The following is a 25,822-nucleotide window of genomic DNA, read 5'->3' as shown; positions in this document are numbered from 1 at the left end:
GAGCGCAGCGGCCCGGTCCGGATCAGCCGCGGCCGAGGAGCTTCTGCAGTTCGGCGAGGTCGGCCTCGCTCGGCTGACCCTGCGCGCCCGCGCCGGCGCCGAGGCCGAAGCCCGAGCCGGTGGGTGCCTGCGCCTGGGCAGCGATGCCGGCATTCTCGGCGGCGCGCTTGGCCGGGTTTCCCGATCGCGAGCCCTTCGCCTTCTGCTGCTTGCCGCGCTTCGACGACGCGCCCGGGCGGCCGGCTCCGGGGATCGGGCCCATGCCGGGGATGTTCGGCACGCCACCGCGGGCGACGGTCTTCATCATCTTCGCGGCCTGCTCGAAGCGCTGCACGAGCTGGTTCACATCGGTGACGGTCATGCCCGAGCCGCGCGCGATGCGAAGGCGGCGCGAGCCGTTGAGCACCTTCGGGTTGCGCCGCTCGGTCGGGGTCATCGAGCGGATGATCGCCTCCGTGCGGTCGATCTCGCGCTCGTCGAAGTTCTCGAGTTGATCCTTCATGGACCCCATGCCCGGGAGCATCCCGAGCATCTTCTTCATCGAGCCCATCTTCTTCATCTGCTGCATCTGCTCGAGGAAGTCCTCGAGCGTGAAGGTCTCGCTCGCCAGCTTCTCGGCGACCTTCAGCGCCTCCTGCTCGTCGAACGCCTGCTGGGCCTGCTCGATCAGCGTGAGGATGTCGCCCAGGTCGAGGATGCGCGACGCCATGCGGTCGGGGTGGAACGCCTCGAGGTCGTCGAGGCCCTCACCGGTCGACGCGAAGATGATCGGCCGCCCGGTCACCGAGGCGACCGACAGCGCCGCGCCACCGCGGGCGTCGCCGTCGAGCTTCGAGAGCACGACGCCGGTGAAGTCGACCCCGTCCTGGAAGGCCTTCGCCGTATTGACGGCATCCTGACCGATCATCGCGTCGATGACGAACAGCACCTCGTCGGGATCCGTCGCGGTGCGGATGTCGGCGGCCTGCTTCATCAGCTCGGCGTCGACGCCGAGGCGTCCGGCCGTGTCGATGATGACGACGTCGTGCTGCTGGCGGCGGGCGAGCTCGACGCCGTCGCGGGCGACCTTCACCGGGTCGCCGACGCCGTTGCCCGGCTCGGGCGCGTAGATCGCGGCGCCTGCCCGCTCGGCGACCACCTGGAGCTGGTTCACCGCGTTGGGGCGCTGCAGGTCGGCCGCGATGAGCAGGGGCGTGTGGCCGTCCTTCTCGAGCTGGCGGGCGAGCTTGCCGGCGAACGTCGTCTTGCCGGAGCCCTGGAGGCCGGCGAGCATGATGACGGTCGGCGGGTTCTTGGCGAACTGCAGCCGGCGCTGCTCGCCGCCCAGGATCGCGACGAGCTCCTCGTTGACGATCTGCACCACCTGCTGCGCCGGGTTGAGGGCGCGGTTGACCTCGTCGCCGAGGGCGCGCTCGCGCACCTTGGCGGTGAAGTCCTTGACGACCGGCAGCGCGACGTCCGCGTCCAGCAGCGCACGACGGATCTCGCGGACGGTGCCGTCGACGTCTGCAGGTGTGAGCTGCCCCTTCTTGCGGAGGTTGCGGAAGGTCTCGGTGAGCCGGTCGGAGAGGGTGCCGAAAGTCGCCATGATCCCCCGATTCTACGCGAGCGGATGCCGCTCCCCGGTTGCGTGCCCGGATCCGCCGAAGCGGGCATGCCGAAGCGTTTCGTCTCGCTTCGCTCGCTCAACGACCGGGGATCCCGCTTCCGGACCCACCCCGGTCGTTGAGCGACCAGACCACCCCGGTCGTTGAGCGAGGGAGCGCAGCGACCGAGACGAAACGCCTCGGACCCACCCCGGTCGTTGAGCGAGGGAGCGCAGCGACCGAGACGAAACGCGTCGGACCCACCCCGGTCGTTGAGCGAGGGAGCGCAGCGACCGAGACGAAACGCGTCGACTCTCCGAGAGACGTCTTTCGTCCCGCCTCACCGGGCCGGAGGGACGGCTTCCACGCCGAGAGCGGCGCGCAGCTCCTCCTTGGCCTTCGCGTAGCGTCCTCGCGCCGTCGACGCCGGAATGCCGAGCACCTGTGCCGCCTCCGCCAGCGTGAAGCCGTCCCAGTGCACCAGTCGCACGAGCTCGGCGAGATCGGGGGCCAGACGTGCGATGGCGTCGCGCACCTCGGTTCCCTCGTCGGCCGCCGGGTGCGAGGCATCCGTCATCGCTTCGCCGCGGATGCGGTCGGCCAGCGCCCACCGGCGGCGCTCTCCCCTCGCGTGGTTGAGCAGCGTGCCCCGTGCGATGCCGAACAGCCACATGCGCGCCCGCTCGGGGTCGCGCGGGAGCTCTCGCACCCGTCGCCACGCCACCACCATCGTCTCGCCGAGGAGGTCGGGCGCATCGTCCAGTCCGACGCGCCGCTGGAGGTACGCGAGCAGATCCGGTGCCGAGGACTCGAGTGCGGTGGTCAGGCGTGCGCGATCGCCGATCATCGCCACTGCTCGCCTTCGCAGTGGACCTGGCTCGATCCCGAGACCACACCCCCGCCGGGCGCGTCGTTGAAGCCGTGCTCGCCCAGCTCGTCGTGCAGCAGCTCGCCGACGGACTGATCCACCGCCATCCAGTAGTCGAGATCGCGTGTCCGAGGATCCGTGTCCGGCTCCGGGTCCGACGCGCGACTCTCTTCGAAGACGCGGAGATACTTGGGGATCAACGGCGCCATCGCCGCCTCGATGTCGGTCGTGGCGAACCACTCGTCGATGACCCTGTCGACGGCGAGCTGATCGAACGGATTCGCGGCGACGAAGTTGCCCACGCGCAGCTCGCACTCGCCCCACGTCGGCGAGGTGTAGCTCACGCTGCGCTGCGGGTTCTCGAGCCCCTGCCCCCACCCCCAGTCGGAGTTCGCGGTGGCCACGCCCGCGCCTCCGAGGAGCACCACGGCGAACGCCCCCGCCGTGATGGCCAGGCGCCGGCGGCGGGCCGGCCGCCCCTCCCGCCGGGCCGCCGTGCTCATCGCGGCGAGGTCGGCGCCGTCCGCGGCCCGGGTCGGCGGTGACGAGCGGTCGAGCAGGGCGTCGAGAGAGTCCGGGGTCATGATGCCTCCAGTGTCGAGGGTTCCTACCTCGTACCTGTCCATCCGGCCGCGATCCGTCCGCCCCTCCCGCCCGGCCCCTTCCCGGTTCCGCTCCGCGGTCACTTTCTGCTCTCCTCGGCCCCCCGGTGCGCGCATCTTGTGACTGCGGAGCACCGGTGGGTCGGGGGCGCGGGGGACGCGGAGAGTCAGGGGGTCGGATCGAGCTCCTGGAAGAGCGTCAGCTGCAGACCGGCCGGGCCGCGCAGGCGCGCGTTGAGCGAGCGCCAGGGCGTCTCACGGGCGGATGCCTCGACCTCGGCGCCGGCGGCCGCGAGCCGCGGCACCGCCGCCGCCGTGTCGTCGACCTCGAGGGCGACGCGCAGTCGCTCGCTCGGCGCGTCGCCGTCGGTCTCGACGCGGTCGATGTACGCGACCTGCGCGGGGTTCGACAGCTCGAGCGTCGCGCGGCCGGCCTCCAGGATCGCGACGCGCGCCCCGCCCTCGGCCTCGTACGCCTCGGACTGCGGCATCCCCACGACATCGCGGTAGAACTCCAGCGCCTCCTCGAAGTCGGGCGCCGACACGACGAGCCGCAGCTGCCGGACCTCGCCCCCGCGCGCGGTCGACACCGACCGGGCGGCATCAGCGGCCCGCGCGAGGAAGCGTGCCAGCGACGTGCGACCCGCGCCGTCATGAGCCCAGGCCTCGATCGCCGCGAGCACGGCGCCGCCCCACGCGGCACCGGCGACGTCGGCGCGCAGGCGGTCCGCCCCGCCGCGCACGAGGCGTGCGGCGACGGCCCGCGCGATGCGCGAGCGCCGCAGCGCGGCCTCGCGGTCGAGCTCGTCCTCGAGGCCCATCGCCTGCGCGTTCACGACGCCGAGGGCGAGGCTGTCGGGGGTGAAGGAGTCTGCGATCGCGAGCACCTGGGTGCGCACGGCCTCCGAGGCATCCGTCGCGTCGTCGCTCGCGAGGCGGCCCTCGATCGCGGCGATGCGCTCATCGAGACCTGCCCACAGGATGTCGGACTTCGACGAGAAGTAGTTGAAGAAGCTCGAACGGCTCACGCCCGCGCGTGTCGTGATGTCGGCGATCGATGTCGCCTCGAACCCCTTCTCGAGGAAGAGCTCGCACGCCGCCTCGGCGAGGGTCTCGCGCGACGACGCCTTCGGTCTGCCCACCCGGCCGCTGCTGTTCACGACGACACGCTATCGGGCAACCCCGGCCCGCGGCACCCGGGATGACGTCTGAGGCGTATTGTTGGACACGATCCAGCAATTGCACGAGCGAAGGAGCGCGATGCTCGAGATCCAGACCGTCGGCCTCTCCCCCGACGTGATCCCCTACCTCGACGGCTGGGAGCTCCAGCGCCGCGTGCACGCCGACGTGGTCGCCGGCGACCGCCCCGACACGCTTCTCCTGCTCGAGCACGAGGCGGTCTATACCGCTGGCAAGCGCACCGAGCCGCACGAACGACCGACCGACGGCACCCCGGTGATCGACGTCGACCGCGGCGGCAAGATCACGTGGCACGGCCCGGGCCAGCTCGTCGGCTACCCGATCGTTCGCCTCCCCGAGCCGGTGGACGTCGTCGCGCACGTGCGCCGCATCGAGCGGCTGCTCATCGCCGCGCTCCGCGAGCACGGCCTCGACGGCTACCAGGTCGAGGGCCGCAGCGGCGTGTGGGTGCGCCGGCCGCTCTCCGAAGACAAGGTCGCGGCCATCGGCGTGCGCGTCGAGAAGGGCGTGACGATGCACGGCTTCGCCATCAACTGCGACAACACGCTCGCCGGCTTCCGCGGGATCATCCCCTGCGGGATCACGGATGCCGGAGTCACCACCGTCAGCGAGGTCGTGGGGGCTCACATCGCGCCCCGCGACCTCCTCGAGTCGGTGTCGCGCGTCTTCGCCGACGAGTACGCGGGGGTCGCGGCGTGAGCGCGTGCGGCACCGGCTCTGCGGCGGCACCCGCCACCGGACCCGACGGACGCCGGCTGCTGCGCCTCGAGGTGCGCAACGCCCAGACGCCCATCGAGCGCAAGCCGGAGTGGATCAAGACCAAGGCGAAGATGGGGCCGGAGTACCAGGCGCTGCACGCGCTGGTGAAGACCGAAGAGCTGCACACGGTCTGCCAGGAGGCCGGCTGCCCCAACATCTACGAGTGCTGGGAGGATCGCGAGGCCACCTTCCTCATCGGCGGCTCGCAGTGCACGCGCCGCTGCGACTTCTGCCAGATCGACACCGGCAAGCCGGCCGACTACGACGTCGACGAGCCGCGCCGGGTCGCCGAGAGCGTCACGCGCATGCAGCTGCGCTACGCGACCGTCACCGGCGTCGCGCGGGACGACCTGCCCGACGGGGGCGCGTGGCTGCACGCCGAGACCGTCCGGCAGATCCACGCGCAGAACCCCAGCACGGGGGTCGAGATCCTCGCGACCGACTTCAACGGCGACCCCGCCCTGCTGGGCGAGGTGTTCGACAGCCGCCCCGAGGTCTTCGCCCACAACGTCGAGACCGTCCCGCGCATCTTCAAGCGCATCCGCCCGGCGTTCCGCTACGAACGCTCGCTCGACGTGCTCACGCAGGCGCGCGCGGCCGGCCTCATCACGAAGTCGAACCTGATCCTCGGCATGGGCGAGGAGCCGGAGGAGGTCGTCCAGGCGCTGCGCGACCTGCACGAGGCCGGCACCGACATCATCACGATCACGCAGTATCTGCGGCCGTCGCCGCGCCATCTGCCGGTGGCCCGCTGGGTCAAGCCGCAGGAGTTCGTCGAGTTCAAGGACGAAGCGGAGCGCATCGGCTTCCTCGGCGTGCTCGCCGGGCCGCTCGTGCGATCGTCGTACCGCGCGGGGCGCCTGTGGGCCCAGTCGATGATGTCGAAGGGGCGCGAGATCCCGCCGCACCTGGCGCACATCGCCGAGTCCGTGCACGCCGAGCGCGGGTTCGCGCAGGCCGTCTGACGGGCTGCACGGAGCCGGTCGCCGAGGAGCGAGCGCCGGCGATCGTGTCGAGACACGCCCAGGCCGTGCGTCGGCGGGCTACTCCGCGCTCGTGACCGACAGCACGGCGCCGTCCGAGTCGAGGTTGACCAGGAGCACGTCATCGGTCGCGTCGGGGTCGAGCGCGTACTCGAGCACGGCGAACGGATCGGCCCCACCGTGCTCGTCGGCGAGGATCGTCATGCTCATCAGCTGCAGCGAGCGGATGACGTCGATGTGCACATCGCCCGAGATGTCCACGAGCACCTGCTCGAGCTCGTGCCCCATGGCCTCCTGCTGCTGCAGGATGTACTCCGTCACCTCGCTCGTCCGGTCACTGAGCTCGTTGACCATGGCGTTGCGGGCGCTGCGGTCGATGTCCTCGATCGACGAGATCAGCGCGGCCGCGACGTCCAGCGCCGCCTCCGACACGTCGTCCTGATCGGGCGCGGTGAGGTCGACCGTGACCGACTGGTCGCCGAGTTCGACGTTCTCCGACCAGAAGATCGATCCGTCAGGCCCCGATTCGAGGAGTCCGAAGTAGTCGTGCTCGATCGCCATGTCCCCATGAAACCGCAACCTGCCCATCCGCGATAGCCCGAACCGGGCGTGGCGCCGAACCCGGGTCGTCGCGGGTCGCGCGGCAGCCCGCGCGAGCGCTCGCGGAAGGCACCGCGGCGGGTCGCCGGCGTCAGTCGACGAGGGATGCCGCGAACACGTGCGGCGTGAATCCGGTGAGGTCGCCGATGCCCTCGCCCTGGCCCAGCAGCTTCACCGGGATGCCGGTGCGCTCCTGCACCGCGAGCACGAATCCGCCCTTCGCCGAGCCGTCGAGCTTCGTGATCACGAGGCCGGTGACGCCGGCGTGCTCGAGGAACGCCTGCGCCTGCATCACGCCGTTCTGACCGGTCGTGGCGTCGAGGACCAGCAGCACCTCGCTGATCGGCGCCTGCTTCTCGATGACGCGGCGGATCTTGCCGAGCTCGTCCATGAGGCCGCCCTTGGTGTGAAGACGGCCGGCGGTGTCGACGAGCACGATCTCGGTGCCGGTGCGCTTGGCGTAGTCGATGGTCTGGAAGGCGACGGATGCCGGATCCTGCCCTTCCTGCTGGGGACGCACGATCGCGGCTCCGCCCCGCTCCGCCCACGTCGCGAGCTGGTCGACGGCGGCCGCGCGGAAGGTGTCGGCGGCACCGACGACGACAGAGCGGCCGTAGCGCTGCAGGAACTTCGCGAACTTGCCGATCGTCGTGGTCTTGCCCACGCCGTTGACGCCCACCACGAGCACGACCGCGGGGCGCTCGGTGAGCCGCAGCGTCGTGTCGAACTTCGCGAAGTGCTCTTCGAGCGTCTCCTTCAGCATGCGCTGGAGGTCGCGCGGGTCGGTGGTGCGGAAACGCTCGACCTTCTCGCGCAGCTCGTCGACGATGCGCTCGGTGATGTCGGGGCCGAAGTCGGCTGTCAGCAGCGCCGTCTCGAGGTCTTCCCACGTGCTCTCGTCGATCGTGGGCTTGACGAACATGCCGCGCAGTGCGCGACCGAGCGACCAGGAGCTGTCTGCCATGGCACCCAGCCTACGGTCCGCTCAGCTGGCGACGCGTTCGACGATGCGCTGCCCGACGACCGCCGACACGCCGTCCTGGCGCATCGAGACGCCGTAGAGCGCGTCGGCGATCTCCATCGTGCGCTTCTGATGCGTGATGACGATCAGCTGGCTCGATTCCCGCAGCTGCTCGAACACCCCGAGCAGCCGGCCCAGGTTCGCGTCGTCGAGCGCCGCCTCCACCTCGTCGAGGATGTAGAACGGGCTCGGCCTCGCCTTGAAGATCGCGGTGAGCAGCGCCACGGCGGCAAGGGAACGCTCGCCGCCCGACAGCAGCGAGAGTCGCTCGATCTTCTTGCCGACCGGCCGCACGCTGACCTCGATGCCCGTGGTGAGCGGCGAGTCCGGGTCGGTGAGTGTGATCGATCCGCTGCCACCCGGGAAGAGGATCGGGAAGACCTCGCCGAACGCCGTCTTGGTGTCTTCGAACGCCGCGAGGAAGATCTCCTGCATGCGCTCGTCGAGCTCTTCGATGATCGTGAGAAGGTCCTTGCGCGTCTGGCTGAGGTCGGCCAGCTGCTCCGTCATGAACTTGTGCCGCTGCTCGAGCGCCTCGAACTCCTCGAGCGCGAGCGGATTCACACGGCCGAGTTGCGTCAGCTTGCGCTCGGCCTCCTGGAGGCGGCGTCGCTGCTGCGTCCGGTCGTACGGCACGCTCGGGGGATCCGCGGCGTCGTCGTCCGTGTCGGATCCGGCCGGCGCCGACTCGACGGGAACGGGCTGATCCGGTCCATATTCCGATACGAGAATGTTCTCGTCGAGCCCGAGTTCCGACTGCACGCGTTCGAGCAGTCCGGTGGCGTGCAGCCGCTTCTCGTGGATCTGCAGCTCCAGCGTGTGCACGCTCTCGGTGAGACCGGCGAGCCGTTCGCGCACCGACGCCTCCTGCACGCGCAGCTCGGAGAGCTCGGCCGTGAGAGCCGTCCGCTCCGACTCCGCGGCGGCGAGGTCGGCGCGCGCCTGCGCGAGCGAACGGTCCACCGAGTCGACCACGGCAGGAAGCTGCGCGGCGACGCCTGCCGCGATCTCGCGCTGCGCCCGGCGCACCACGGCGCGACGTGCCGCTTCGGCGGCGGCTTCGCGCTCGCGCTCCCGCTGGCGCTCGAGCGCCACCACGCGTGCCTCGCCCGCGCGGATGCGCTCGCGGAGGGTCTCGACCTCCAGTCGCGAGCGCATCTCGGCGTCGCGTGCCTGTTCGAGCGCGGCGAGCATCTCGTCGCGCGCCGACGCGTCCAGGATCGGCCTCGGCGCCTCGAGCGCCGCGGTGAGCTGCTCCTCGGCCACGCGCGCGGAGGCCTCGGCGTCGACGACGGCCGCCTCGGCCTGCGCGAGACCGGCGGCGAGCCGCTCGCATTCGGCGACGGCGGCCTCGTGCCGCACCGTCGCCCGGTTCACCTTCTCGGCGTGGGCGGCCAGCGCCGCATCGTGCTCGCGCAGCGTCGCAAGTGCAGCCTTCGTACGGTGTCGCGCGGTCTCGAGCTCACGCGTGGCGTCGGTGAGCGCCTCTCGCAGCGAGTCCGCCACCACCGCGATCTCGTCGCGGCGCTCGGCTGCGGCATCCCGCTCGGCCGAGAGCTCGAGCCGCGACCGCGACGCGCCGGCCCCGGCGCGCAGCGAGTGCGCGGTGTAGACCTCGCCGCCGCGCGTGACGATCGTGACCGAGCCGCCGAGCTCGGCGTCCGCGAGTGCCGGTCCCGCCGAGCGGACGGCGTCCAGGTCGTCGGCGACGAGCACGTGCGAAAGCACGCCGAGCACCCCCTCGGGGGCCGTCACGACATCGCGGGCCGGCAGCAGTCCGGCGATGCGCGGCAGCTGCATGCGCGTCGCGGCGCCCGCGGCGATGACGATGTCCACGACGCCCGCGTCGCCGCCGCGGAGGTCCTCGGCCAGAGCGAACGCATCGGCGCGGTCATCGACGAGCACGCCTTCGGCGACCGGCCCGAGCACGGCGGCGATCGCGGCCTCGTACCCGGCCTTCACCTGCACCGCATCGGCCACCAGCCCCCGGACCCCGGCGCGGCCCTCGGCGATCAGCGCCGACGCACCGTTCTTGACATCCAAGGCGCGCCCGAGCGCCGCGGTCTGCGCCGTGAGCGCCTCGCGTTCCCGCTCGGCGGCGTGGAGCCGTTCGCGAAGGGACGCGACCGTCGACTCGGCATCAGCGGCGTCGCGCTGCGCCCGCTCGTACGCGGCGGCGTGATCTGCCGACGACGCGTCGGGAACGAGCCCCGGGTCGACCCCGGCGAGGATCTCCTCGGCCTCGGTACGCCGGCCGACGGCCGCGTCCAGCGCCTTCTGCTGGCGTTCGACGGCGGTGCGGACGGCGGCGAGGGCCGATGCCGCGGCCTCGGCGGTGCCGCGCAGCGCGGTGATGCGCATGTCGTGCTCCGACACGAGAGCGCTCTGCGCCGCGATGTCGGCGTCGAGGGCGTCGAGCTCGGCCCGCGCGCGGATCACGTCCCGCGCGGCCTCGGCGGCGGCATCCTGCGCCTCTCCCAGGCCGTCGCCGATCGTGCCGATCTCGGTGCGCGCCTCGTCGATCATGGCCTGCGACACCGTGGTCAGCTCGATGCGCTCCTCGTCCTCGGCCTCACCCAGGAGTGCCAGACGCTGCCCCGCGAGCGCGTAAAGGCTGCGCAGCCGCTCCTGCACCCGCTCGAGCGCGTGTGCCACGCGGCGCGCGCGGTCGACGGTCTCGGAGCGCTGGTCGTTCTCGAGCTGCTCGATGCGCACCCGGGCGTTGTCGAGCCGTTCCTGCAGCACCATCCGCTCGGCGTGACGCTCCTGCTCGCTCTGCGCGTACGAGGCGAGCTCCGCACGAAGGGCGACGATCTCGTCCGCGAAGAGCCGGGCTTTCGCGTCGCGCACCACCGCCGCGATCGTGGCCGCCTCGCGTGCGATCTCGGCCTGACGGCCCAGCGGCTTCAGCTGACGGCGCAGCTCCCCCGCGAGGTCGCTCAAGCGCGTGAGGTTCGCCTCCATCGCCTCGAGCTTGCGGAGCGTCTTCTCCTTGCGGCGTCGGTGCTTGAGGATGCCGGCGGCCTCCTCGATGAAGCCGCGGCGATCCTCGGGCGTCGCCTGCAGGACGCTGTCGAGCCGGCCCTGACCCACGATGACGTGCATCTCTCGACCGAGACCCGAGTCGCTCAGCAGCTCCTGCACGTCGAGCAGCCGGCACGTCTCGCCGTTGATCGCGTATTCGCTCGTGCCGTTGCGGAACAGCGTGCGGCTGATCGTGACCTCGGAGTACTCGATCGGGAGCGCGCCGTCGCTGTTGTCGATCGTCAGCTGCACCTCGGCACGGCCGAGCGGGCCGCGCGTCGCCGTGCCGGCGAAGATGACGTCCTCCATCTTGCCGCCGCGGAGCGTCTTCGCCCCCTGCTCGCCCATCACCCAGGCGAGGGCGTCCACGACGTTGGACTTGCCCGAGCCGTTGGGGCCGACGATGCAGGTCACTCCGGGTTCGAGCGCGAAGGTCGTCGGCTGGGCGAACGACTTGAACCCTTTGAGCGTCACGCTCTTCAGGTGCATGGATGCGCCCTCCACCCCGGTCGATTACCCGCCTACGCTACCCGAGGACGCCCGTGCGCCCGCGAAGGCGGGCCGGGGTGCGGGCGGATGCCGCGACACGCCCGTCGTCCCCCGAATCTGCGAGAACGCTTGACGCCGGTCTCAGGTTCGCGGTACTGTCACTTTTCGCGTCTGAAGTCGAGAAAGGAGGTCCCCGCGATGATGCACATGAACACCACTGGATTCGCCATCGCAGGCGGAGCGATTCGTTCGCGCGCACTGGGGACCCTCTCCTTCGGCGCCACGCTGAGCGGCCGCTTCCCCGCCGCCATCTGACCCGCGCAGGGGAGGACTCTGCCCTTCTTCGGGCATCCTCGCTTCGCGCCGCTCCGGTTCCCGGACGCCGTCCCCTCTGACGACGCCGTCCTCGACCATCCGGACGACCGCGCGCCCCTGCCTCCCGCCCGTCGTGCTGCGGCACGGCATCTCCGCCTCGGGCGCCTGCCCGCGGCATCCCACCACCCATCCGGAAAGAGAACAACCATGAACACCCTTCTCGCGCCGCAGCGCCGCGACGAGCCGTACCAACGTGACGACCTGCTGTCGGACACGCTGCGACTCTCGAGCCGCGACACGCGCACCACGCTCCTCGATCGCGTCGCACTCCGCGTGGGTCTTCGCCTGCTGCTGTGGAGCACCCGCACCCCGCGACTCGCGGACGACCGCCGCCGGCACGCGCACGCGAGCCGGCACGACGAGGCGACTGCGCAGCGCGCACGCGCCTTCCAGCGCGAGGCGCTCCTGCTCGCGCCTCGCCAGTGATCGCAGACGGGTCCGTCACCCGGCACCGGGTGACGGACCCCCTGGGTCCCCCTCCGAAACCGACTGCGAAAGACGCACCACAATGAAGACACTCACCGGGATCGAGTTCCGCCCTCTCATCGTGCCCGACTCGATCGACTCCCCCGACGCCGCCGACTTCGTGGAGATGGTCCGCGTGCGCAACGCCATCTACCGCGAGATCTCGGGCCACGACGACCACCGCATCAGCGCCGACGAGGCGCTCCCCCACTACCGCGAGACCCCGTACGAGCGACGCCTCGCCTGGGTGATCCTCGACGGCGGCGCCATCGTGGGCCGCATCGGCCTCGACCTGCCGAACGAGAAGGGCTCGAAAGTCGCGTTCTGGCTCATCGAGTTGCTGCGTGATTCGTGGGGACGCGGCATCGGCTCGTCCGCGTACGACCTCGTGGAGCGCACCGCGCGCGACAACGGCCGCTCCGTGCTGCAGGCCTGGGCCGAGCATCCGGCGGCTCCCGGGCCGCGGCTCGCACCGCCGACCGGGTTCGGCGAGATCCCGCACGATCACATCGCCCGGTTCTTCCTGCGCCACGGGTACACGCTCGAGCAGGTCGAGCGCAACAGCGCGTTCGACCTCACCGGCTCGTTCGAGGATGTCGAACGGCTGCTCGCCGAGGCCCGCGCGGCGTCGACCGGCTATCGCGTGGTGCAGTGGTTCGTTCCGACGCCCCCGGAGTACGTCGACGGCTATGCGTGGATGAAGTCGCGCATGTCGACGGACGCCCCGTCCGCCGCGCTCGAATTCGACGAGGAGACGTGGGATGCCGCGCGCATCGCCGTGCACGATGCGCGGTACACCGACGCCGGCCGCACGCGGCAGGTCACGGCCGCGCAGCACATCGAGACGGGCGAACTGTGCGCCTTCAACGAGCTCGTGGTCGGCAAGGACCGCACCGAGGTCACGCACCAGGAGGACACGCTCGTGCTCAAGGAGCACCGGGGCCACAAGCTCGGCACCCTCGTCAAGTGCGCGGCGCTCCTGTCGTGGCGGGATGTCGCGCCGCAGTCCCCGCGGGTGATGACGTACAACGCAGAAGAGAATCGCCCGATGCTCGACATCAACGAGGCGATCGGATTCGCGCCCATCGCGTATGAGGGCGCGTGGAAGAAGGTGCTCGATGACTGATCTCGCACGAGCCGGAGTGCTCACCGTCCAGCGTGTCGTCGTGCCGGACTCGCTGGCGTCGCCCGACGCCGGCATCTTCGTCGAGATGGTCCGCATCGCGAACGCGGTGTGCCGTCACGACGCCGGCCACGACTACCTGCACGAGGAGCCGGAGGAGATGCTCGGCTTCTGGCAGGACCAGTCGGACTGGACGCAGCTCGGCTATGCCGTCCTGCGCGACGAGGTCGTGCTGGGCGCGGCGAAGCTGATGGTCTCGAACGATCCGGGCGCCAGCGCGCTCGAGTTCGATGTCATGGTCGACCCTCCGCATTGGGGCGCCGGCGTGGAGGAGCTGCTCCTCGCCGAGGTCGAGCGCGAGGCGCGAGAGCGCGGTCTCGCGACGATCCAGACCTGGACGCTCCACCGCCCCAGCACGCCGGGCCCTCGCTTGAGCCCGTCGACCGGCTGGGGCGAGGTCCCCGCCGAGGACCGCCAGACCGTGTTCCACGTGTCGAACGGGTTCACGCTGGAACAGGTCGAGCGCAACAGCGTTCTCGACCTCACCGGGGACTTCGCGCTCGTCGAACGCATGCTCGCCGACGCCGTCACTGCGGCCGGACCCGACTACCGTCAGATCGCGTGGACCGCGCCGACGCCGCCCGAGCACCAGGACGGCTTCGCCTATGCGCTCTCGCGGATGTCGACGGATGCACCGCAGGGCGGCCTGGTCGTCGACGAGCAGCGCTGGGATGCTGCGCGCGTGCGGCGGCGCGACGCGCGGCAGCAGTCCCAGGGGCTGACGGTGTCGGTGGCCGCGGTGCTGCACGAGCCGACCCAGACGATCGCGGCGTACAACGAGCTCGTCATCGCGGAGGACCACGGCGGCGCCACGCAGCAGTACGGCACGCTCGTCCTGAAGGAGCACCGCGGACACCGTCTCGGCACGATCGTCAAGTGCGCGAACCTGCTGCGATGGCGGCAGCTCGTGCCCGAATCGCCGCGGGTGTCGACGTTCAACGCCGAGGAGAACCGCCACATGCTCGACATCAACGAGGCGATCGGGTTCGTCCCGGCCTCGTACGCGGGAGCGTGGAAGAAGGTCCTCGACGTGTGAGGCGACAGCGGTCTCCGCGGGCTCAGGCCCGCGGGGACCGCTGACAGCGCGGGCAGAAGTGGCTCGATCTGTTCGTGAACGACACCCGCACGATCGGTCGGCCGCACCGGGGGCACGGCTCTCCGGTGCGGCCGTACGCGTTGAGCGAGTGGGCGAAGTACCCGGCCTGACCGTTGACGTTCACGTACTGCGCGTCGAAGCTCGTGCCGCCTTCGGCCAGCGCCTTCTCGAGCACGTGGCGCACCTCTGCCAGCACGCGTCCGACGGCGCGCGCCGACAGCGTCCGCGCCGGGGTCTCGGGATGGATGCGGGCGGCCCAGAGGGATTCGTCGGCGTAGATGTTGCCGATGCCGCTGACCACGGTCTGATCGAGCAGCACGCGCTTGATCGCCGAGTCCTTGCGCGAGAGCGCGCGCCGGAATCCTGCCTCGGAGAACGCGGGATCGAGAGGGTCCCGGGCGATGTGGGCGACCTGTGACGGGGCCAGTGCCGCGTCGACGCCGAATCCGCCGGGCGCCCCGTCGCCGGTGGGCACGAGCTCGTCCAGTGCGAGCGATCCGAACGTCCGCTGATCCGCGAAGACGACCGCGAGCTCGCCGTGCTGCGGGTGCGCGATGTCGAAGCGCACCCGCTCGTGGCGCTCGGGGGCCGCACCCGGAGCGCGCAGCAACAGCTGCCCGCTCATGCCGAGGTGACCGACGAGAGCCTCGGTCGGGGCCGCGGCGGCGGCGACGGGTTCGAGCGGCAGCCACAGGAACTTCCCGCGTCGTGCCGCCCCGCCGATGACGCGCCCGGTGACCGCCGCTTCGAAGTGCGCGCCGTCGCCGGAGTGGCGCGTCAGCGCGCGTTCGTCGAGCACCGTGACGCCCAGCACCGTCGCGCCGGTGACCGCCGGCGCGAGGCCGGCGCGGACGACCTCGACCTCGGGGAGCTCAGGCACGCCCGCTGAGTTCGCGCCAGGCGCGGAGGGCGGCCGCCATCTCGGCGTGCTTCTTGCTCGTCCCGGCGCCCTCGGCGGCGAGATCGCCGATCAGCACGGTCGCGGTGAATCTGCGGTCGTGGTCGGGACCGGTCGAGGTCACCGAGTACGCCGGCGGCTCGAAGCCGCCGCGCGCCGCGAGCTCTTGCAGCGCCGTCTTGGGATCCATCGCGGCGCCGTAGCGCTCGGGATCGGCCAGCAGCGGCTCGACGAGCCGCAGGACGAGGCCGGTCGCGGCATCCGGTCCCACCGACAGATACGCAGCACCGAAGACAGCCTCCATGGTGTCGGCGAGGATCGAGTCCTTGTCGCGGCCCCCGGTGAGGTCTTCGCCACGACCGAGCAGCAGGTGCTCGCCCAGGCCGATGCCGCGTGCGATCTCGGCGAGTGCCACGGTCGAGACGACGCTTGCGCGGCGCTTGGCGAGTGCCCCCTCGTCGAGGTCGGGGTGTCCTGTGAACAGGCGCACGGTCACCGCGAGCCCGAGCACCGAGTCGCCCAGGAACTCGAGACGCTCGTTGTGCGGACCCTGGCCGTTCTCGTACGCCCACGACCGGTGCGTGAGCGCAAGCGACAGAAGCTCGGGGTCGATTTCGACTCCGAGCTTCTGCGTGAGCTCTGCGAGCGCGGTGCGCTCGGCAGCAACGTCGGTCACGTCAGGTGCGCGACGATCAGGCGTCGGCGACCTTGCGGCCCTTGTACTCGAGGAACAGCTCCGTGCCCTGCGAGTCGGTGACGACCTTCGCGTGGTGCGGACGGCTGTAGACGACCTTGCCGTTCTCGACGGTCTTGACGAGCGTGGGGGCCTCGGCCTTCCACTGCGCGCGGCGCGAGCGCGTGTTGGAACGGGAGACCTTCCGCTTCGGGGGGTTGCCTGCCATTGCTTGCTCTCTTCTGTGTTCTCGACGCCGGCTCAGCCGCGGGAGCGCGGTGATTCGTCGTCGTGGCTCGTGGTGAAGTCCTGGAGCGCAGCCCATCGTGGATCGAGGGGTTCACGCTGCTCTGACCCGGCGTTCTCGGTCAGCCGCTCGCCCGTGACCGGATCGAGGCCGGGGCAATCCGGCTGACACACCGGTTGAAACGGAAGCGCCAGGACGACGGCTTCCCTGACCAGAGTTTCAAGATCCACGTGGTCGTCTTGAACCTCGAAGTCAGTTTCTTCGTCCCCAGGATACGCGAAAAGCTCCTGAAACTCGACTTCGAGCCCTTCGGCGATGTCGGTGAGGCAACGGCTGCACACCCCGGTGTACTCGGTGCCGACCTCGCCCGAGGCCAGGATCCCCTCGTGGACCGACTCGAGGCGGACGTCGATCGCGATCGGTTCGCCCTCGTCGACAGCCACCAGGCCCTCGCCCCACTTGGCGGGTGCCGGCACGTCGAGCGAGTGCTCGCGCATCTCGCCGGGATGGTGCACCAGATCTCGAACGGGGAAGACGAACGGACCCGTCACATGCTTTCTGACCACGATCCCCCATCGTAGCCGCGCTGAGTCGACGCGGCGCCGGCGTCGGATCAGATGCCGCGGGCTCCGGTGTCGAGGAACCGCGCGACCGCAGCAGGCACGAACGGCGAGACGTCTCCGCCCAGCGACGCGACCTGCCGCACCAGCGAGCTCGAGACGAGCGCGTGGGCGGGGTCGGGCAGCAGGAACACCGTCTCGATGTGGGCGAGATGGCGGTTGACGATCGCCATCGGGGTCTCGTAGGCGACGTCGACCTGCGAGCGGATGCCCTTCACGAGCACGCTCGCCCCGACATCCGTGGCGTAATCGACGAGCAGGCCCATGCTCCACGAGGCGACGACGACCTCGCCGTCGATGTCGCTCTCGGCGATGGACTGCTCCAGCAGCGCCTGGCGCTGCGCGATGGGCAGCATCGCCTCCTTGCCGGGGTTGTGCACGACGAGAACGTGGAGCTCGTCGTACAGCGACGCGGCGCGACGGATGACATCGAGATGACCGAGGGTCGGCGGATCGAACGATCCCGGGACGACGGCGATCCGGCTGCTCATACGACCAGCCTACTGGGCGGGCCAGGGGTTCCCGGGCGCGGTCAGTTCTTGGCGAGGGCGGCGCGCTCGGCCATGCCGACGTTGCGCTCGAGCGCCGCGGCGAGCCCGGGATGGCGGTCCAGCGCCGGATCGTCGGCGAGGACGTGCTCGGCGGCGATGCGCGCCTCGGCGATGATGTCGGCGTCCTTCACGACCCGCAGCAGCCGCAGCGAGGACCGCGCACCGGACTGCGCGTCTCCGAGCACATCGCCCTCGCCCCGCAGCTCGAGGTCGACCTCGGCGAGGGCGAACCCGTCGAGGGTCGACGCCACCGCCTCTACCCGTGCCCGCGCGGGACTGCCCGCGGCGGCCTCGGTCACGAGCAGGCACAGCCCCGGCACGCCGCCGCGCCCGACGCGACCGCGCAGCTGGTGCAGCTGCGACACGCCGAACCGATCCGCCTCGAGGATCGCCATCGTCGACGCGTTGGGCACATCGACACCCACCTCGACGACCGTCGTCGCGACGAGCACGTCGACGTCGCCGCGCGCGAACGCCTGCATCACGGCATCCTTCTCGTCGGAGGGCATCTTGCCGTGCAGGATCTCGACTCGGATGCTCTCGAACGACGGATGCCTCGACAGCAGGTCGGCGACCTGCACGACGCCCCAGCGGGTGCGGGGCGCCTCGCCCGCGGCATCCGCGACCGGCTCGTCGGCGGTGTCGTCCTTCGTCAGCGCTTCGGCGTCGATCGCCGCGCACACCACGAACGCCTGCCGGCCCTGGCCGACCTCCTCGGCGATGCGCTCCCAGACGCGCCCGAACCACCCGGGTCGTTCGCCCAGCGGGGCGACGAACGTCTCGATCCCCGCCCGGCCGGCGGGCATCGTGCGGATCGTCGACACGTCGAGATCGCCGAAGACCGTCATCGCGACGGTGCGCGGGATCGGCGTCGCGGTGAGCACCAGGGCATGCGGTGACGAGCCCTTCGCACGCAGCGACTCGCGCTGGTCGACGCCGAACCGATGCTGCTCGTCGACCACGACGAGCCCGAGGTCGGCGAAGGTCGTGCTCTCGCTGAGCAGCGCGTGCGTGCCGACGACGATGCGCGCCTGGCCCGACGCCACGCGCAACGCGGCCTTGCGCCGCTCGGCCGCCGAGAGCTGCCCGGTCAGCAGGGTGGGCATGAGCTCGGGCGCGAGCTGGGGTCCCAGCATCCGTGCGATCGATCGCAGATGCTGCGCGGCGAGCACCTCGGTGGGCGCGATGAGAGCCGACTGGCCGCCGTCCTGCGCGACCTGGAGCATGGCCCGCAGGGCGACGAGGGTCTTGCCGGATCCGACCTCGCCCTGCACCAGGCGGTTCATCGGCCAGTCGCCCTGCAGGTCGCGCTCGATCTCGTCGCCGACGCTGATCTGATCGGGCGTGCGCGGGAAGGGCAGCGTCGCATCGAACCGCTCCAGGAGCGGGCCGGGCCGTCGCTTCGTGGCCGACATCGCCCGCACGAAAGCGCGCTGCTGCAGGAGCGCCGCCTGCAGCACGAACGCCTCCTGCATCCGCAGCGTCGCGCGCGCAGGCTCGATCTCGTCGAAGGTCGCCGGCCGGTGGATGCGCTCGATGGCCTCGCGCGCCGGACGGAGCGCGTGCCGCGCGCGCAGTTCGTCGGGCAGCGGCTCGGGCACCTCGCCCAGGCCGTCGAGCACGAGGTCGACGATCTTCTGCAGCTGCCAGCTCGCCACCGTGCTCGTGGCCGGGTAGATCGGGATGGGGAGGTTCGCGTTCGCCTCCGCCGTGATGCGCGCCGTCTCTTCGTCGGCGAAGAGTTCGTAGTCCGGGTGCGCGAGCTGCTTCGCCCCGCGATACTCCCCCACCTTGCCGGCGAAGATCCCGCGCCGCCCGGGCCTGAGGTCCTTCACCCGCCAGGTCTGATTGAAGAACGTCAGGGAGAGATCCCCGTGGCCGTCGCTGATGACGACCTCCAGGATCGAACCGCTGCGGTTCTTCATGCGGCGCTCGTTGACCCGGCGCACCTCCGCGACGATCGTCACGGCCTCGCCGACCGGCAGCGACGAGATGGGGGTGAGCTCGCCGCGACGCGCGTACCGGCGCGGGTAGTGCGCGAGCAGTTCGCCCACGGTCGTCATGCCGAACGCCCGCTCCAGCGCCGCCGCCGTCTTGCCGCCGATCGCGCCGCCCAGCCGCGACTCGAGGGTGAAGGACGCCATGGCTTCGAGGTTAGCGCGAAGGGCCGACGGGCTATCGTGAGGGGGTGACGCGCATCATCGCGGGCCGTGCCGGCTCCCTTGTGCTCGACGTCCCCGACGCCGGCACGCGACCCACCAGCGACCGCGTACGGGAGTCGCTGTTCGGCGCCCTCGAGGCGGCCGACGCGCTGCGAGGCGCCGCCGTGCTCGACCTCTACGCCGGGTCGGGGGCGCTCGCCCTCGAGGCGGTGAGCCGCGGAGCGGCATCGGCCGATCTCGTCGAGAAGTCGCCGCGTGCGGCATCCGTCGCGCAGCGCAACGCCGGACGGGTCGCCAAGGCGTTGGCCGCGGACGTCGCGATCCGCGTGCACCGCAGCACGGCCGATGCGTTCCTGAGGTCGTCCGCCGCGACGTACGACCTCGTGTTCCTCGACCCGCCGTACGACGTCGGCGAGGCCGAGCTGTCGGCGACACTCGCCCTGCTCGTGCCGCGTCTGGCCGAGGGCGCGGATGTCGTCATCGAGCGCGCGGCGCGCTCCCCCGAGCCGGCTCTGCCCGACGGGCTCACGCCGACGAGGTCCAAGCGCTACGGCGACACGGCGCTGTGGTGGGCGGCGGCCGGAGCCGCGACCCGCTGAATCACCCGGTGCGCTCGTCCCAGTCGCGGTAGGGGTCCCAGCCGGGACGCCCCGCGTGCGGGCGTCCGTCCACGAGCACGCCGTGCTCGCCGCGCCTGTGAACCGACCCGATGCGGCGGAATCCCTGCGGCAGCGCCTGCTCGGAGGGGAAGGTCGCCAGGAGGGCATGGTCCTCGCCGCCGGTGAGCGCCGACGCGGGGTCGGCGCCGAGAGACGCGGACTCGATCGAGAGCGTGACCCCGGATGCCTCGGCGAGGCGCGACGCGTCCAGCACGAGCCCGTCCGACACGTCCATCATCGCGGTGGCGCCTGAGTCGGCGGCCACGGGGCCGAGCGCCACGGGCGGGGCCGGACGCAGCTGCGCGGCGAGGTCGTCGCGCTCCTCGGGGGTGAGCAGGCGCTCGTCGATGGGCGACGGCCGGCCCTCGGCATCCGTGAACCGCTCGAACAGCACGCGCAGTCCGCGACCGGCGCGTCCGAGGGAGCCGGCCACGGCCACGACATCGCCCGCCCGGGCGCCCGAGCGCAGCACGGGCGCACGCCCGGCGAGCGCGCCCAGCGCCGTCACCGCGACGGTGAGCGTGTCCGACACGGTGAGGTCGCCGCCCTCCACGGCACACCCCGGCGCCAGCTCGTCGCACGCGGCGCGCAGCCCGTCGGCGAGAGCGGTCACGAACGACATGCGCGTGCTGTCGGGCATCGCGAGCGCGACCAGCAGCGCCGTGGGCGTCGCTCCCATCGCCGCGATGTCGGCGAGATTGACCGCCGCCGCCTTGTAGCCGAGGTCGAAGCCGGTCGACCACGCCAGCCGGAAGTCCGGGCCGTGCACGAGCGTGTCGACCGTCGCGACCACGCGGCGGTCGGCCGCCGCCAGCACCGCGGCGTCGTCGCCCGGACCCACGAGCGCGTCCGAGTCCCCGAGCCGGTCGAGGATGCGCCGGAGGATCTCGCCTTCGCTCAACTCGCCGACGCTCCGATCGGCCTGCTCGTCCACCACGCGTCCACGCTACCGTCGCACAGCCGGGCCGTCGTGCCGGGTTAGCCTGGAACGGTGCGCCTCCTCCCCTCCGCTGCCGCCGCCCTCCTGCTCGTCGCGGCGGCGGCGCTGGCCGGATGCACGTCGACCGTCGACATGCAGCCGGCCGACGGCGCGAACGACCCCGCGTGCGCCGAGGTGACCGTGCGGCTGCCCGACCACATCGCCGACCAGCCGCGTCGGTGGACCGACGCGCAGGCGTCCGGGGCGTGGGGCGACCCGTCCGCGGTGCTGCTGCGGTGCGGCGTCACAGCCCCGGGACCGACCGAGGCGAAGTGCATCACCCTCGGCGGCGTCGACTGGATCGTCGACGAGAGCCGCGCGCCGAACTACCTCGTCACGACGTACGGCCGCGTCCCCGCGATCGAGGTCTTCATCGACAACGAGATCGTCTCGCCCAACGATGTGCTCACCGAGCTGGGCGAACGGGTCGTCGGCGTCGCCACCACGGCCGAGGGCGCATGCACGCTGACCGAGACGCTGCTGCCCGAGCGCTGACCGCCGGTCAGGCCTTCGCGCGCTCCAGCGCCGTGTCGACGAGCTCGGTGATGAGCTCGGCGTAGCTCATTCCCGACGCGATCCAGCACTTCGGGAACATCGAGATCGGCGTGAAGCCGGGCATCGTGTTGAGCTCGTTGACGTAGAGGCCGTCGTCGGTGAGGAAGAAGTCGACGCGCGCGAGACCTCGGCCGTCCACGGCGTCGAACGAGCGGATGCCGAGCTCCTGGATCGCGGCGATCTCGGTGCCGTCCAGGTCGGCCGGGCACACCACCTCGGCGCCGTCGCCGCCGAGGTACTTGCCCTCGAAGTCGTAGAACTCGCGGGTCGTCAGCACGATCTCGCCCGGGAGCGACGCCCGTGCGCCGGCGCCGTCGCGACCCTCGAGGATCGCGACCTCGACCTCACGCCCGACGATCGCCGCCTCGACGAGCACCTTGTCGTCCTCCGCGAAGGCCAGCGCGAGCGCCTCGTCGAGCTCGGAGGCGTCGTGGACCTTCGACACGCCGACGCTCGACCCTGCGCGCGCAGGCTTGACGAATACGGGCTCGCCGAGGGTCGCGGCATCCGCTCGCACACCGGCCGGGTCGCGATCCCACCGCGCGCGGGTGACGGTGACCCACGGCGCCACCGGCACGCCGGCGGCCTCGAGCACGATCTTCATGAAGTGCTTGTCCATGCACAGCGCCGAGTCGAGCACGCCACCGCCCGCGTACGGGATGCCGAGCGTGTCGAGGAACCCCTGGACCGTGCCGTCCTCGCCGTGCACGCCGTGCAGGATCGGCAGCACGACGTCGAGCTCGCCGAGGTCCTGGACCGAGCCGTCGGCACGCCGCGCGCGCAGCGTGCGGTCCGCGCCGCCCTCGGGCCACAGCACGCGCGTGCCGTTGTCGACCACCTCGGGCAGACGCTCGGCGTCCAGCGCGAACTTGCCGGGATCGTCGTCCTCAAGGACGAACACGCCGTCGCGGGTGATCCCGACCGGGATCACCCGGTAGCGGTCACGATCGATCGCCCGCAGCACCCCGCCCGCCGTTGCGGAACTGATCGAGTGCTCGCTGGATCGACCGCCAAAGAGCACCGCCACCGCCGGCTTGTCCATTCTGCGTCCTCTCGCCCTTCGGGGTGTCATCGTCTGTCGTCAAGTGGGGCGCGATGTCGCGCGGGTTCATCGTGCCGTCGAGCACCATCTTCACCTGCTCGACGATCGGCATCTCGACGCCGACCTCGCGCGCGAGCTGCAGGATCGGCGCGACCGACGCCAGGCCCTCGGCGGTCTGGTTCATCTGCTTCACGACGTCGTCGAACCGGTACCCCTGCCCCAACAGGCGCCCGGCCGTGTTGTTGCGGCTCAGCGGCGACTGGCACGTCGCGATGAGGTCGCCGAGGCCGGCGAGGCCCTGCAGCGTCTCGGGCTGCGCGCCGAACGCGACGGCGAAGTCGGTCATCTCGACGAGCCCGCGCGTGATGATCGACGCCTTGGTGTTCTCGCCGTAGCCGACCCCGTCGACGATGCCGATCGCGACGGCGATGAGGTTCTTGAGCACGCCGCCGAACTCGGTGCCGATGACGTCGGTGTTCACGAAGGTGCGGAAGTAGCGGTTGCGCGCCCGGCGCGCCACGGCGTCGGCGGTCTCCTGGCTCGTCGACGAGATGACCGCCGCCGTCGGCTGCTCGCGGGCGATCTCGAGGGCGAGGTTCGGCCCGGAGGCGACGGCGATACGTGACGGATCGCAGTGCAGCTCCTGCTCGATGACCTGGCTCATGCGCAGGCCCGTGCGTCGTTCGACCCCCTTCATCAGCGACACGATCGGCGCATCGGTGCGCGAGATCAGCGGACGGATCGCCTTGAGGTTCTGGCGCACCGCCTGGCTCGGGATCGACAGGTAGATCTGCTCGGCGCCCTCGACGGCCTCCGAGAGGTGGTGCGTGGCGTGCATCCCGCGCGGCAGGTTGATGCCGGGGAGGTACTCGCTGTTGCGCTTGGCCTCCTGGATCTCGCTGGCGAGCTCCGGGCGGCGCGCCCACATCGTCACGTGAGCGCCGCCGTCGGCGAGGATCTTGCCGAAGGTCGTGCCCCAGCTGCCGGCTCCGATCACCGCGACGCGCGGACGGGCGGCGTCGTGTCTACGGCTCAAGGCGACCCGTCTCCTTCTGACCGTGGTCGGCGGGGTTCCACCGTTCGGCGGGCGCCGGCTCGCCGCGCAGCTGCGACAGCAGTCCGGCGATGTCGGCCATCACTTTGTCGGTCGCGCCGGTGAGGCTCGCCGTCTGCCCGTCCGCCTGGAACGCCGACAGGTCGACCGGATCGCCGAACAGCACCGTCACGCGGCGGCGCAGCGGCCACAGGCGCAGCTTGCCGTAGCGCGGCATCACCTGTTGCACGCCCCACTGCGCCATCGGGATCACCGGGATGCCGGCGGCCAGCGCCAGCCGGACGGCGCCCGTCTTGCCGCGCATGGGCCACAGATCGGGCTCGCGCGTGAGCGTCCCCTCGGGGTAGACGATCACCCCGCGACCGAGCCGTACGAGCGTCTCGGAGGTCTCGAGCGTCTGGCGTGCGGAGGACGCCGAGGACGACCGCGCCACCGGGACCATGCCCGTGCTGCGCAGGATCCACCCGAGCACGGGCACGCGGAACAGGCTCTCCTTGGCCATGAACCGCGGCGCACGGCCGGCCTTCCACACCGCGAGCGCGACGGCGAGCGGGTCGGCCTCCGAGTAGTGGTTCGGGGCGAGCACGTACGCGCCTTCGCGCGGCAGCTTCTCGGCCCCGTGGATCTCGAGCTTGAACAGCAGCGCGATGAGCGGAGCGGCGACGGCCGCGAGCGGCCAGAACACGCTCGGCCTGGTCTTCTCCTGGGAAGCCCGCGGCATCGGCGACGAGGGACTCACCGGATCACCCGATGACGTCGAAATCGGCGCCGAGGGTCTCGAGCTTGGTGAGGAACTTCTCGTACCCGCGGCGGATGATCCCGATGTTGCGGACGACGGACTCGCCCTCGGCCGCGAGTGCGGCGATCACATAGCTGTACCCGCCGCGGAGGTCGGGCACGACGACGTCGGCGCCGTGCAGCGGAGTCGGTCCGTTGATGACCGCGGCCTGCTCGAGCGCGCGTCGGGCGACGCGACGGTCGGGGGCGTCGATGCCGTGCGGGTGCACGACGATGTCGGCGCCCATCTGGTTGAGGGCGTGGGTGAAGCCCAGACGGTTCTCGTACACGGTCTCGTGTACCACCGACTGGCCCTCGGCCTGGGTCAGCGCGACGATGAGCGGCTGCTGCCAGTCGGTCATGAACCCGGGGTGCACGTCGGTCTCGACGATCACCGGCTTGAGCGCACCGCCGCGGCGGAACTGGATGCCGTCCTCGCGCACGTCGAACCAGCCGCCCACCTTGCGGAAGACGTTGAGGAAGGTCAGCATCTCCTGCTGGCGCGCGCCGCCGACGAAGATGTCGCCGTCGGTCGCGAGCGCCGCGCACGCCCACGACGCGGCCTCGTTGCGATCGAAGATCGCGCGGTGGTCGTAGCCGCGGAGCGTCTCGACGCCCTCGATCAGGATCACGCGATTGGGCTCGTACGAGATGATCGCGCCCATCTTCTGCAGCACCGCGATCAGGTCCATGATCTCGGGCTCGATCGCGGCCCCGCGCAGCTCGGTCGTGCCCTTCGCCCGCACCGCGGTCAGGAGCACCTGCTCGGTGGCGCCGACGCTCGGGTAGGGCAGCTCGATGTTCGCGCCGTGCAGGCCGTTGGGCGCGGTGATGCGAATGCCCTCGTAGCTCTTGTCGACGACGGCGCCGAACGCGCGCAGCGCGTCCATGTGGAAGTTGATCGGGCGGTCGCCGATGCGGCATCCGCCGAGGTCGGGGATGAGCGCCTCGCCGAGAAGGTGCAGGAGCGGTCCGCAGAACAGGATCGGGATGCGGGATGCCCCGGCATGCGCGTCGATCTCCTCGAAGTGCGCGGTGACCGCGCCGCTGGGGTCGAGGTGCAGAGTGCCCTCTTCCTCGCCGTCCTCGACGCGCACGCCGTGGACCTCGAGGAGCGATCGCACGACCTGGACGTCGCTGATGTCGGGGACGTCGCGCAGCGTGCTGGACGTCTCGCCGAGGAGGGCGGCGACCATCGCCTTGGTGACGAGGTTCTTCGCCCCCTTGACCTCGACGCGGCCGGTCAGAGGGCGTCCGCCCCGGATCGCGAGGATCTCTCCCGCCACTTCCTTCTCTCCCGGCTTCGGGGTCGCGGTCTCACCCGCGGCGACGTTCAGAAGCGACTTCATCCGGT

The 25,822-nt window shown here is 71.4% G+C and carries 25 protein-coding genes; 7 read left to right on the top strand and 18 right to left on the bottom strand.

Annotated elements, in window-relative coordinates:
- Window positions 1-22 precede the first annotated feature (22 nt).
- From ffh to IM778_RS07470, 4 genes are all read right to left on the bottom strand, one after another.
- Window positions 23-1,588, bottom strand: coding sequence for a signal recognition particle protein (gene ffh / locus IM778_RS07485; RefSeq protein WP_194411391.1), 1,566 nt, complete (start codon window positions 1,586-1,588; stop codon window positions 23-25).
- Between the two features lie 338 nt (window positions 1,589-1,926).
- The gene (locus IM778_RS07480) at window positions 1,927-2,433 is read right to left on the bottom strand and encodes an RNA polymerase sigma factor (protein ID WP_194411390.1); all 507 of its coding nucleotides are present in this window, start codon (window positions 2,431-2,433) and stop codon (window positions 1,927-1,929) included.
- Window positions 2,430-3,038 (bottom strand): hypothetical protein, encoded by a 609-nt coding sequence (locus IM778_RS07475; protein WP_194411389.1) that lies wholly within the window; start codon window positions 3,036-3,038, stop codon window positions 2,430-2,432. Before IM778_RS07475 ends, IM778_RS07480 begins: the two co-directional genes overlap by 4 nt.
- A 185-nt stretch (window positions 3,039-3,223) precedes the next feature.
- Entirely contained in the window at window positions 3,224-4,216 is a 993-nt protein-coding gene (locus IM778_RS07470; protein ID WP_194411388.1) for a TetR family transcriptional regulator, read from the bottom strand.
- Window positions 4,217-4,316: 100 nt separating this feature from the next.
- Here IM778_RS07470 and lipB point away from each other — a divergent pair, with 100 nt between their 5' ends.
- Window positions 4,317-4,955 (top strand): lipoyl(octanoyl) transferase LipB, encoded by a 639-nt coding sequence (lipB, locus tag IM778_RS07465; RefSeq protein WP_194411387.1) that lies wholly within the window; start codon window positions 4,317-4,319, stop codon window positions 4,953-4,955.
- On the top strand, window positions 4,952-5,980 hold the full coding sequence (gene lipA, locus IM778_RS07460; protein WP_194411386.1) for a lipoyl synthase: 1,029 nt from the start codon (window positions 4,952-4,954) through the stop codon (window positions 5,978-5,980). The genes lipB and lipA overlap by 4 nt, the downstream gene beginning before the upstream one ends.
- A gap of 78 nt (window positions 5,981-6,058) precedes the next feature.
- Here lipA and IM778_RS07455 read toward each other — a convergent pair whose 3' ends face one another.
- The 3 genes from IM778_RS07455 to smc all read right to left on the bottom strand — a co-directional run bounded on the left by IM778_RS07455 (window position 6,059) and on the right by smc (window position 11,132).
- Window positions 6,059-6,559, bottom strand: coding sequence for a DUF2004 domain-containing protein (locus IM778_RS07455; RefSeq protein ID WP_194411385.1), 501 nt, complete (start codon window positions 6,557-6,559; stop codon window positions 6,059-6,061).
- Between the two features lie 130 nt (window positions 6,560-6,689).
- Entirely contained in the window at window positions 6,690-7,562 is an 873-nt protein-coding gene (gene ftsY, locus IM778_RS07450) for a signal recognition particle-docking protein FtsY (protein WP_194411384.1), read from the bottom strand.
- A gap of 21 nt (window positions 7,563-7,583) precedes the next feature.
- Window positions 7,584-11,132: a chromosome segregation protein SMC gene (gene smc, locus IM778_RS07445; protein ID WP_194411383.1), complete on the bottom strand. Its 3,549-nt coding sequence runs from the start codon at window positions 11,130-11,132 to the stop codon at window positions 7,584-7,586.
- Between the two features lie 522 nt (window positions 11,133-11,654).
- On the opposite strand from smc, the gene IM778_RS07440 reads away from it, so the two are divergent.
- From IM778_RS07440 to IM778_RS07430, 3 genes are all read left to right on the top strand, one after another.
- Window positions 11,655-11,933, top strand: coding sequence for a hypothetical protein (locus IM778_RS07440; RefSeq protein WP_194411382.1), 279 nt, complete (start codon window positions 11,655-11,657; stop codon window positions 11,931-11,933).
- Window positions 11,934-12,015: 82 nt separating this feature from the next.
- Window positions 12,016-13,098 (top strand): GNAT family N-acetyltransferase, encoded by a 1,083-nt coding sequence (locus IM778_RS07435; RefSeq protein WP_194411381.1) that lies wholly within the window; start codon window positions 12,016-12,018, stop codon window positions 13,096-13,098.
- A complete protein-coding gene (locus IM778_RS07430; protein WP_194411380.1) occupies window positions 13,091-14,191 on the top strand; it encodes a GNAT family N-acetyltransferase in 1,101 nt (366 codons plus the stop codon). The genes IM778_RS07435 and IM778_RS07430 overlap by 8 nt, the downstream gene beginning before the upstream one ends.
- 22 nt (window positions 14,192-14,213) lie before the next feature.
- Here IM778_RS07430 and mutM read toward each other — a convergent pair whose 3' ends face one another.
- The 6 genes from mutM to IM778_RS07400 form a co-directional block, all read right to left on the bottom strand.
- Entirely contained in the window at window positions 14,214-15,131 is a 918-nt protein-coding gene (gene mutM, locus IM778_RS07425; RefSeq protein WP_194411379.1) for a bifunctional DNA-formamidopyrimidine glycosylase/DNA-(apurinic or apyrimidinic site) lyase, read from the bottom strand.
- Window positions 15,124-15,825, bottom strand: coding sequence for a ribonuclease III (gene rnc, locus IM778_RS07420; protein WP_194411378.1), 702 nt, complete (start codon window positions 15,823-15,825; stop codon window positions 15,124-15,126). Before rnc ends, mutM begins: the two co-directional genes overlap by 8 nt.
- 16 nt (window positions 15,826-15,841) lie before the next feature.
- Window positions 15,842-16,051 (bottom strand): 50S ribosomal protein L32, encoded by a 210-nt coding sequence (rpmF, locus tag IM778_RS07415; RefSeq protein ID WP_194411377.1) that lies wholly within the window; start codon window positions 16,049-16,051, stop codon window positions 15,842-15,844.
- 32 nt (window positions 16,052-16,083) lie between these two features.
- Window positions 16,084-16,566: a YceD family protein gene (locus IM778_RS07410; RefSeq protein ID WP_420488856.1), complete on the bottom strand. Its 483-nt coding sequence runs from the start codon at window positions 16,564-16,566 to the stop codon at window positions 16,084-16,086.
- Between the two features lie 116 nt (window positions 16,567-16,682).
- Complete coding sequence (coaD, locus tag IM778_RS07405; RefSeq protein ID WP_194411376.1) at window positions 16,683-17,180, bottom strand: pantetheine-phosphate adenylyltransferase; 498 nt, start codon at window positions 17,178-17,180, stop codon at window positions 16,683-16,685.
- Window positions 17,181-17,221: 41 nt separating this feature from the next.
- Window positions 17,222-19,384: an ATP-dependent DNA helicase RecG gene (locus tag IM778_RS07400; RefSeq protein WP_194411375.1), complete on the bottom strand. Its 2,163-nt coding sequence runs from the start codon at window positions 19,382-19,384 to the stop codon at window positions 17,222-17,224.
- Window positions 19,385-19,428: 44 nt separating this feature from the next.
- On the opposite strand from IM778_RS07400, the gene rsmD reads away from it, so the two are divergent.
- Window positions 19,429-20,001, top strand: a complete 573-nt coding sequence (rsmD, locus tag IM778_RS07395; RefSeq protein ID WP_194411374.1) for a 16S rRNA (guanine(966)-N(2))-methyltransferase RsmD — start codon at window positions 19,429-19,431, stop codon at window positions 19,999-20,001.
- A 1-nt stretch (window position 20,002) separates the two neighbouring features.
- Here rsmD and thiL read toward each other — a convergent pair whose 3' ends face one another.
- Window positions 20,003-20,998, bottom strand: coding sequence for a thiamine-phosphate kinase (gene thiL, locus IM778_RS07390; protein WP_194411373.1), 996 nt, complete (start codon window positions 20,996-20,998; stop codon window positions 20,003-20,005).
- Window positions 20,999-21,052: 54 nt separating this feature from the next.
- On the opposite strand from thiL, the gene IM778_RS07385 reads away from it, so the two are divergent.
- The gene (locus IM778_RS07385) at window positions 21,053-21,535 is read left to right on the top strand and encodes a DUF3515 family protein (RefSeq protein ID WP_194411372.1); all 483 of its coding nucleotides are present in this window, start codon (window positions 21,053-21,055) and stop codon (window positions 21,533-21,535) included.
- Window positions 21,536-21,542: 7 nt separating this feature from the next.
- Here IM778_RS07385 and IM778_RS07380 read toward each other — a convergent pair whose 3' ends face one another.
- From IM778_RS07380 to murA, 4 genes are read right to left on the bottom strand one after another with little or no spacing between them, the layout of a single operon-like run.
- Complete coding sequence (locus tag IM778_RS07380) at window positions 21,543-22,637, bottom strand: D-alanine--D-alanine ligase family protein (protein ID WP_194411371.1); 1,095 nt, start codon at window positions 22,635-22,637, stop codon at window positions 21,543-21,545.
- Window positions 22,537-23,673: an NAD(P)H-dependent glycerol-3-phosphate dehydrogenase gene (locus IM778_RS07375; protein ID WP_194411370.1), complete on the bottom strand. Its 1,137-nt coding sequence runs from the start codon at window positions 23,671-23,673 to the stop codon at window positions 22,537-22,539. Before IM778_RS07375 ends, IM778_RS07380 begins: the two co-directional genes overlap by 101 nt.
- Entirely contained in the window at window positions 23,663-24,412 is a 750-nt protein-coding gene (locus tag IM778_RS07370; RefSeq protein WP_194411772.1) for a lysophospholipid acyltransferase family protein, read from the bottom strand. The genes IM778_RS07375 and IM778_RS07370 overlap by 11 nt, the downstream gene beginning before the upstream one ends.
- Window positions 24,413-24,434: 22 nt before the next feature.
- Entirely contained in the window at window positions 24,435-25,817 is a 1,383-nt protein-coding gene (murA, locus tag IM778_RS07365) for a UDP-N-acetylglucosamine 1-carboxyvinyltransferase (protein ID WP_194411369.1), read from the bottom strand.
- Between the last annotated feature and the right edge of the window lie 5 nt (window positions 25,818-25,822).

Origin of the sequence: Microbacterium cremeum (assembly GCF_015277855.1) — a bacterium.
In the GTDB taxonomy this organism is placed as follows: domain Bacteria; phylum Actinomycetota; class Actinomycetes; order Actinomycetales; family Microbacteriaceae; genus Microbacterium; species Microbacterium cremeum.
This window is presented reverse-complemented; position numbering and strand designations above follow the sequence as displayed.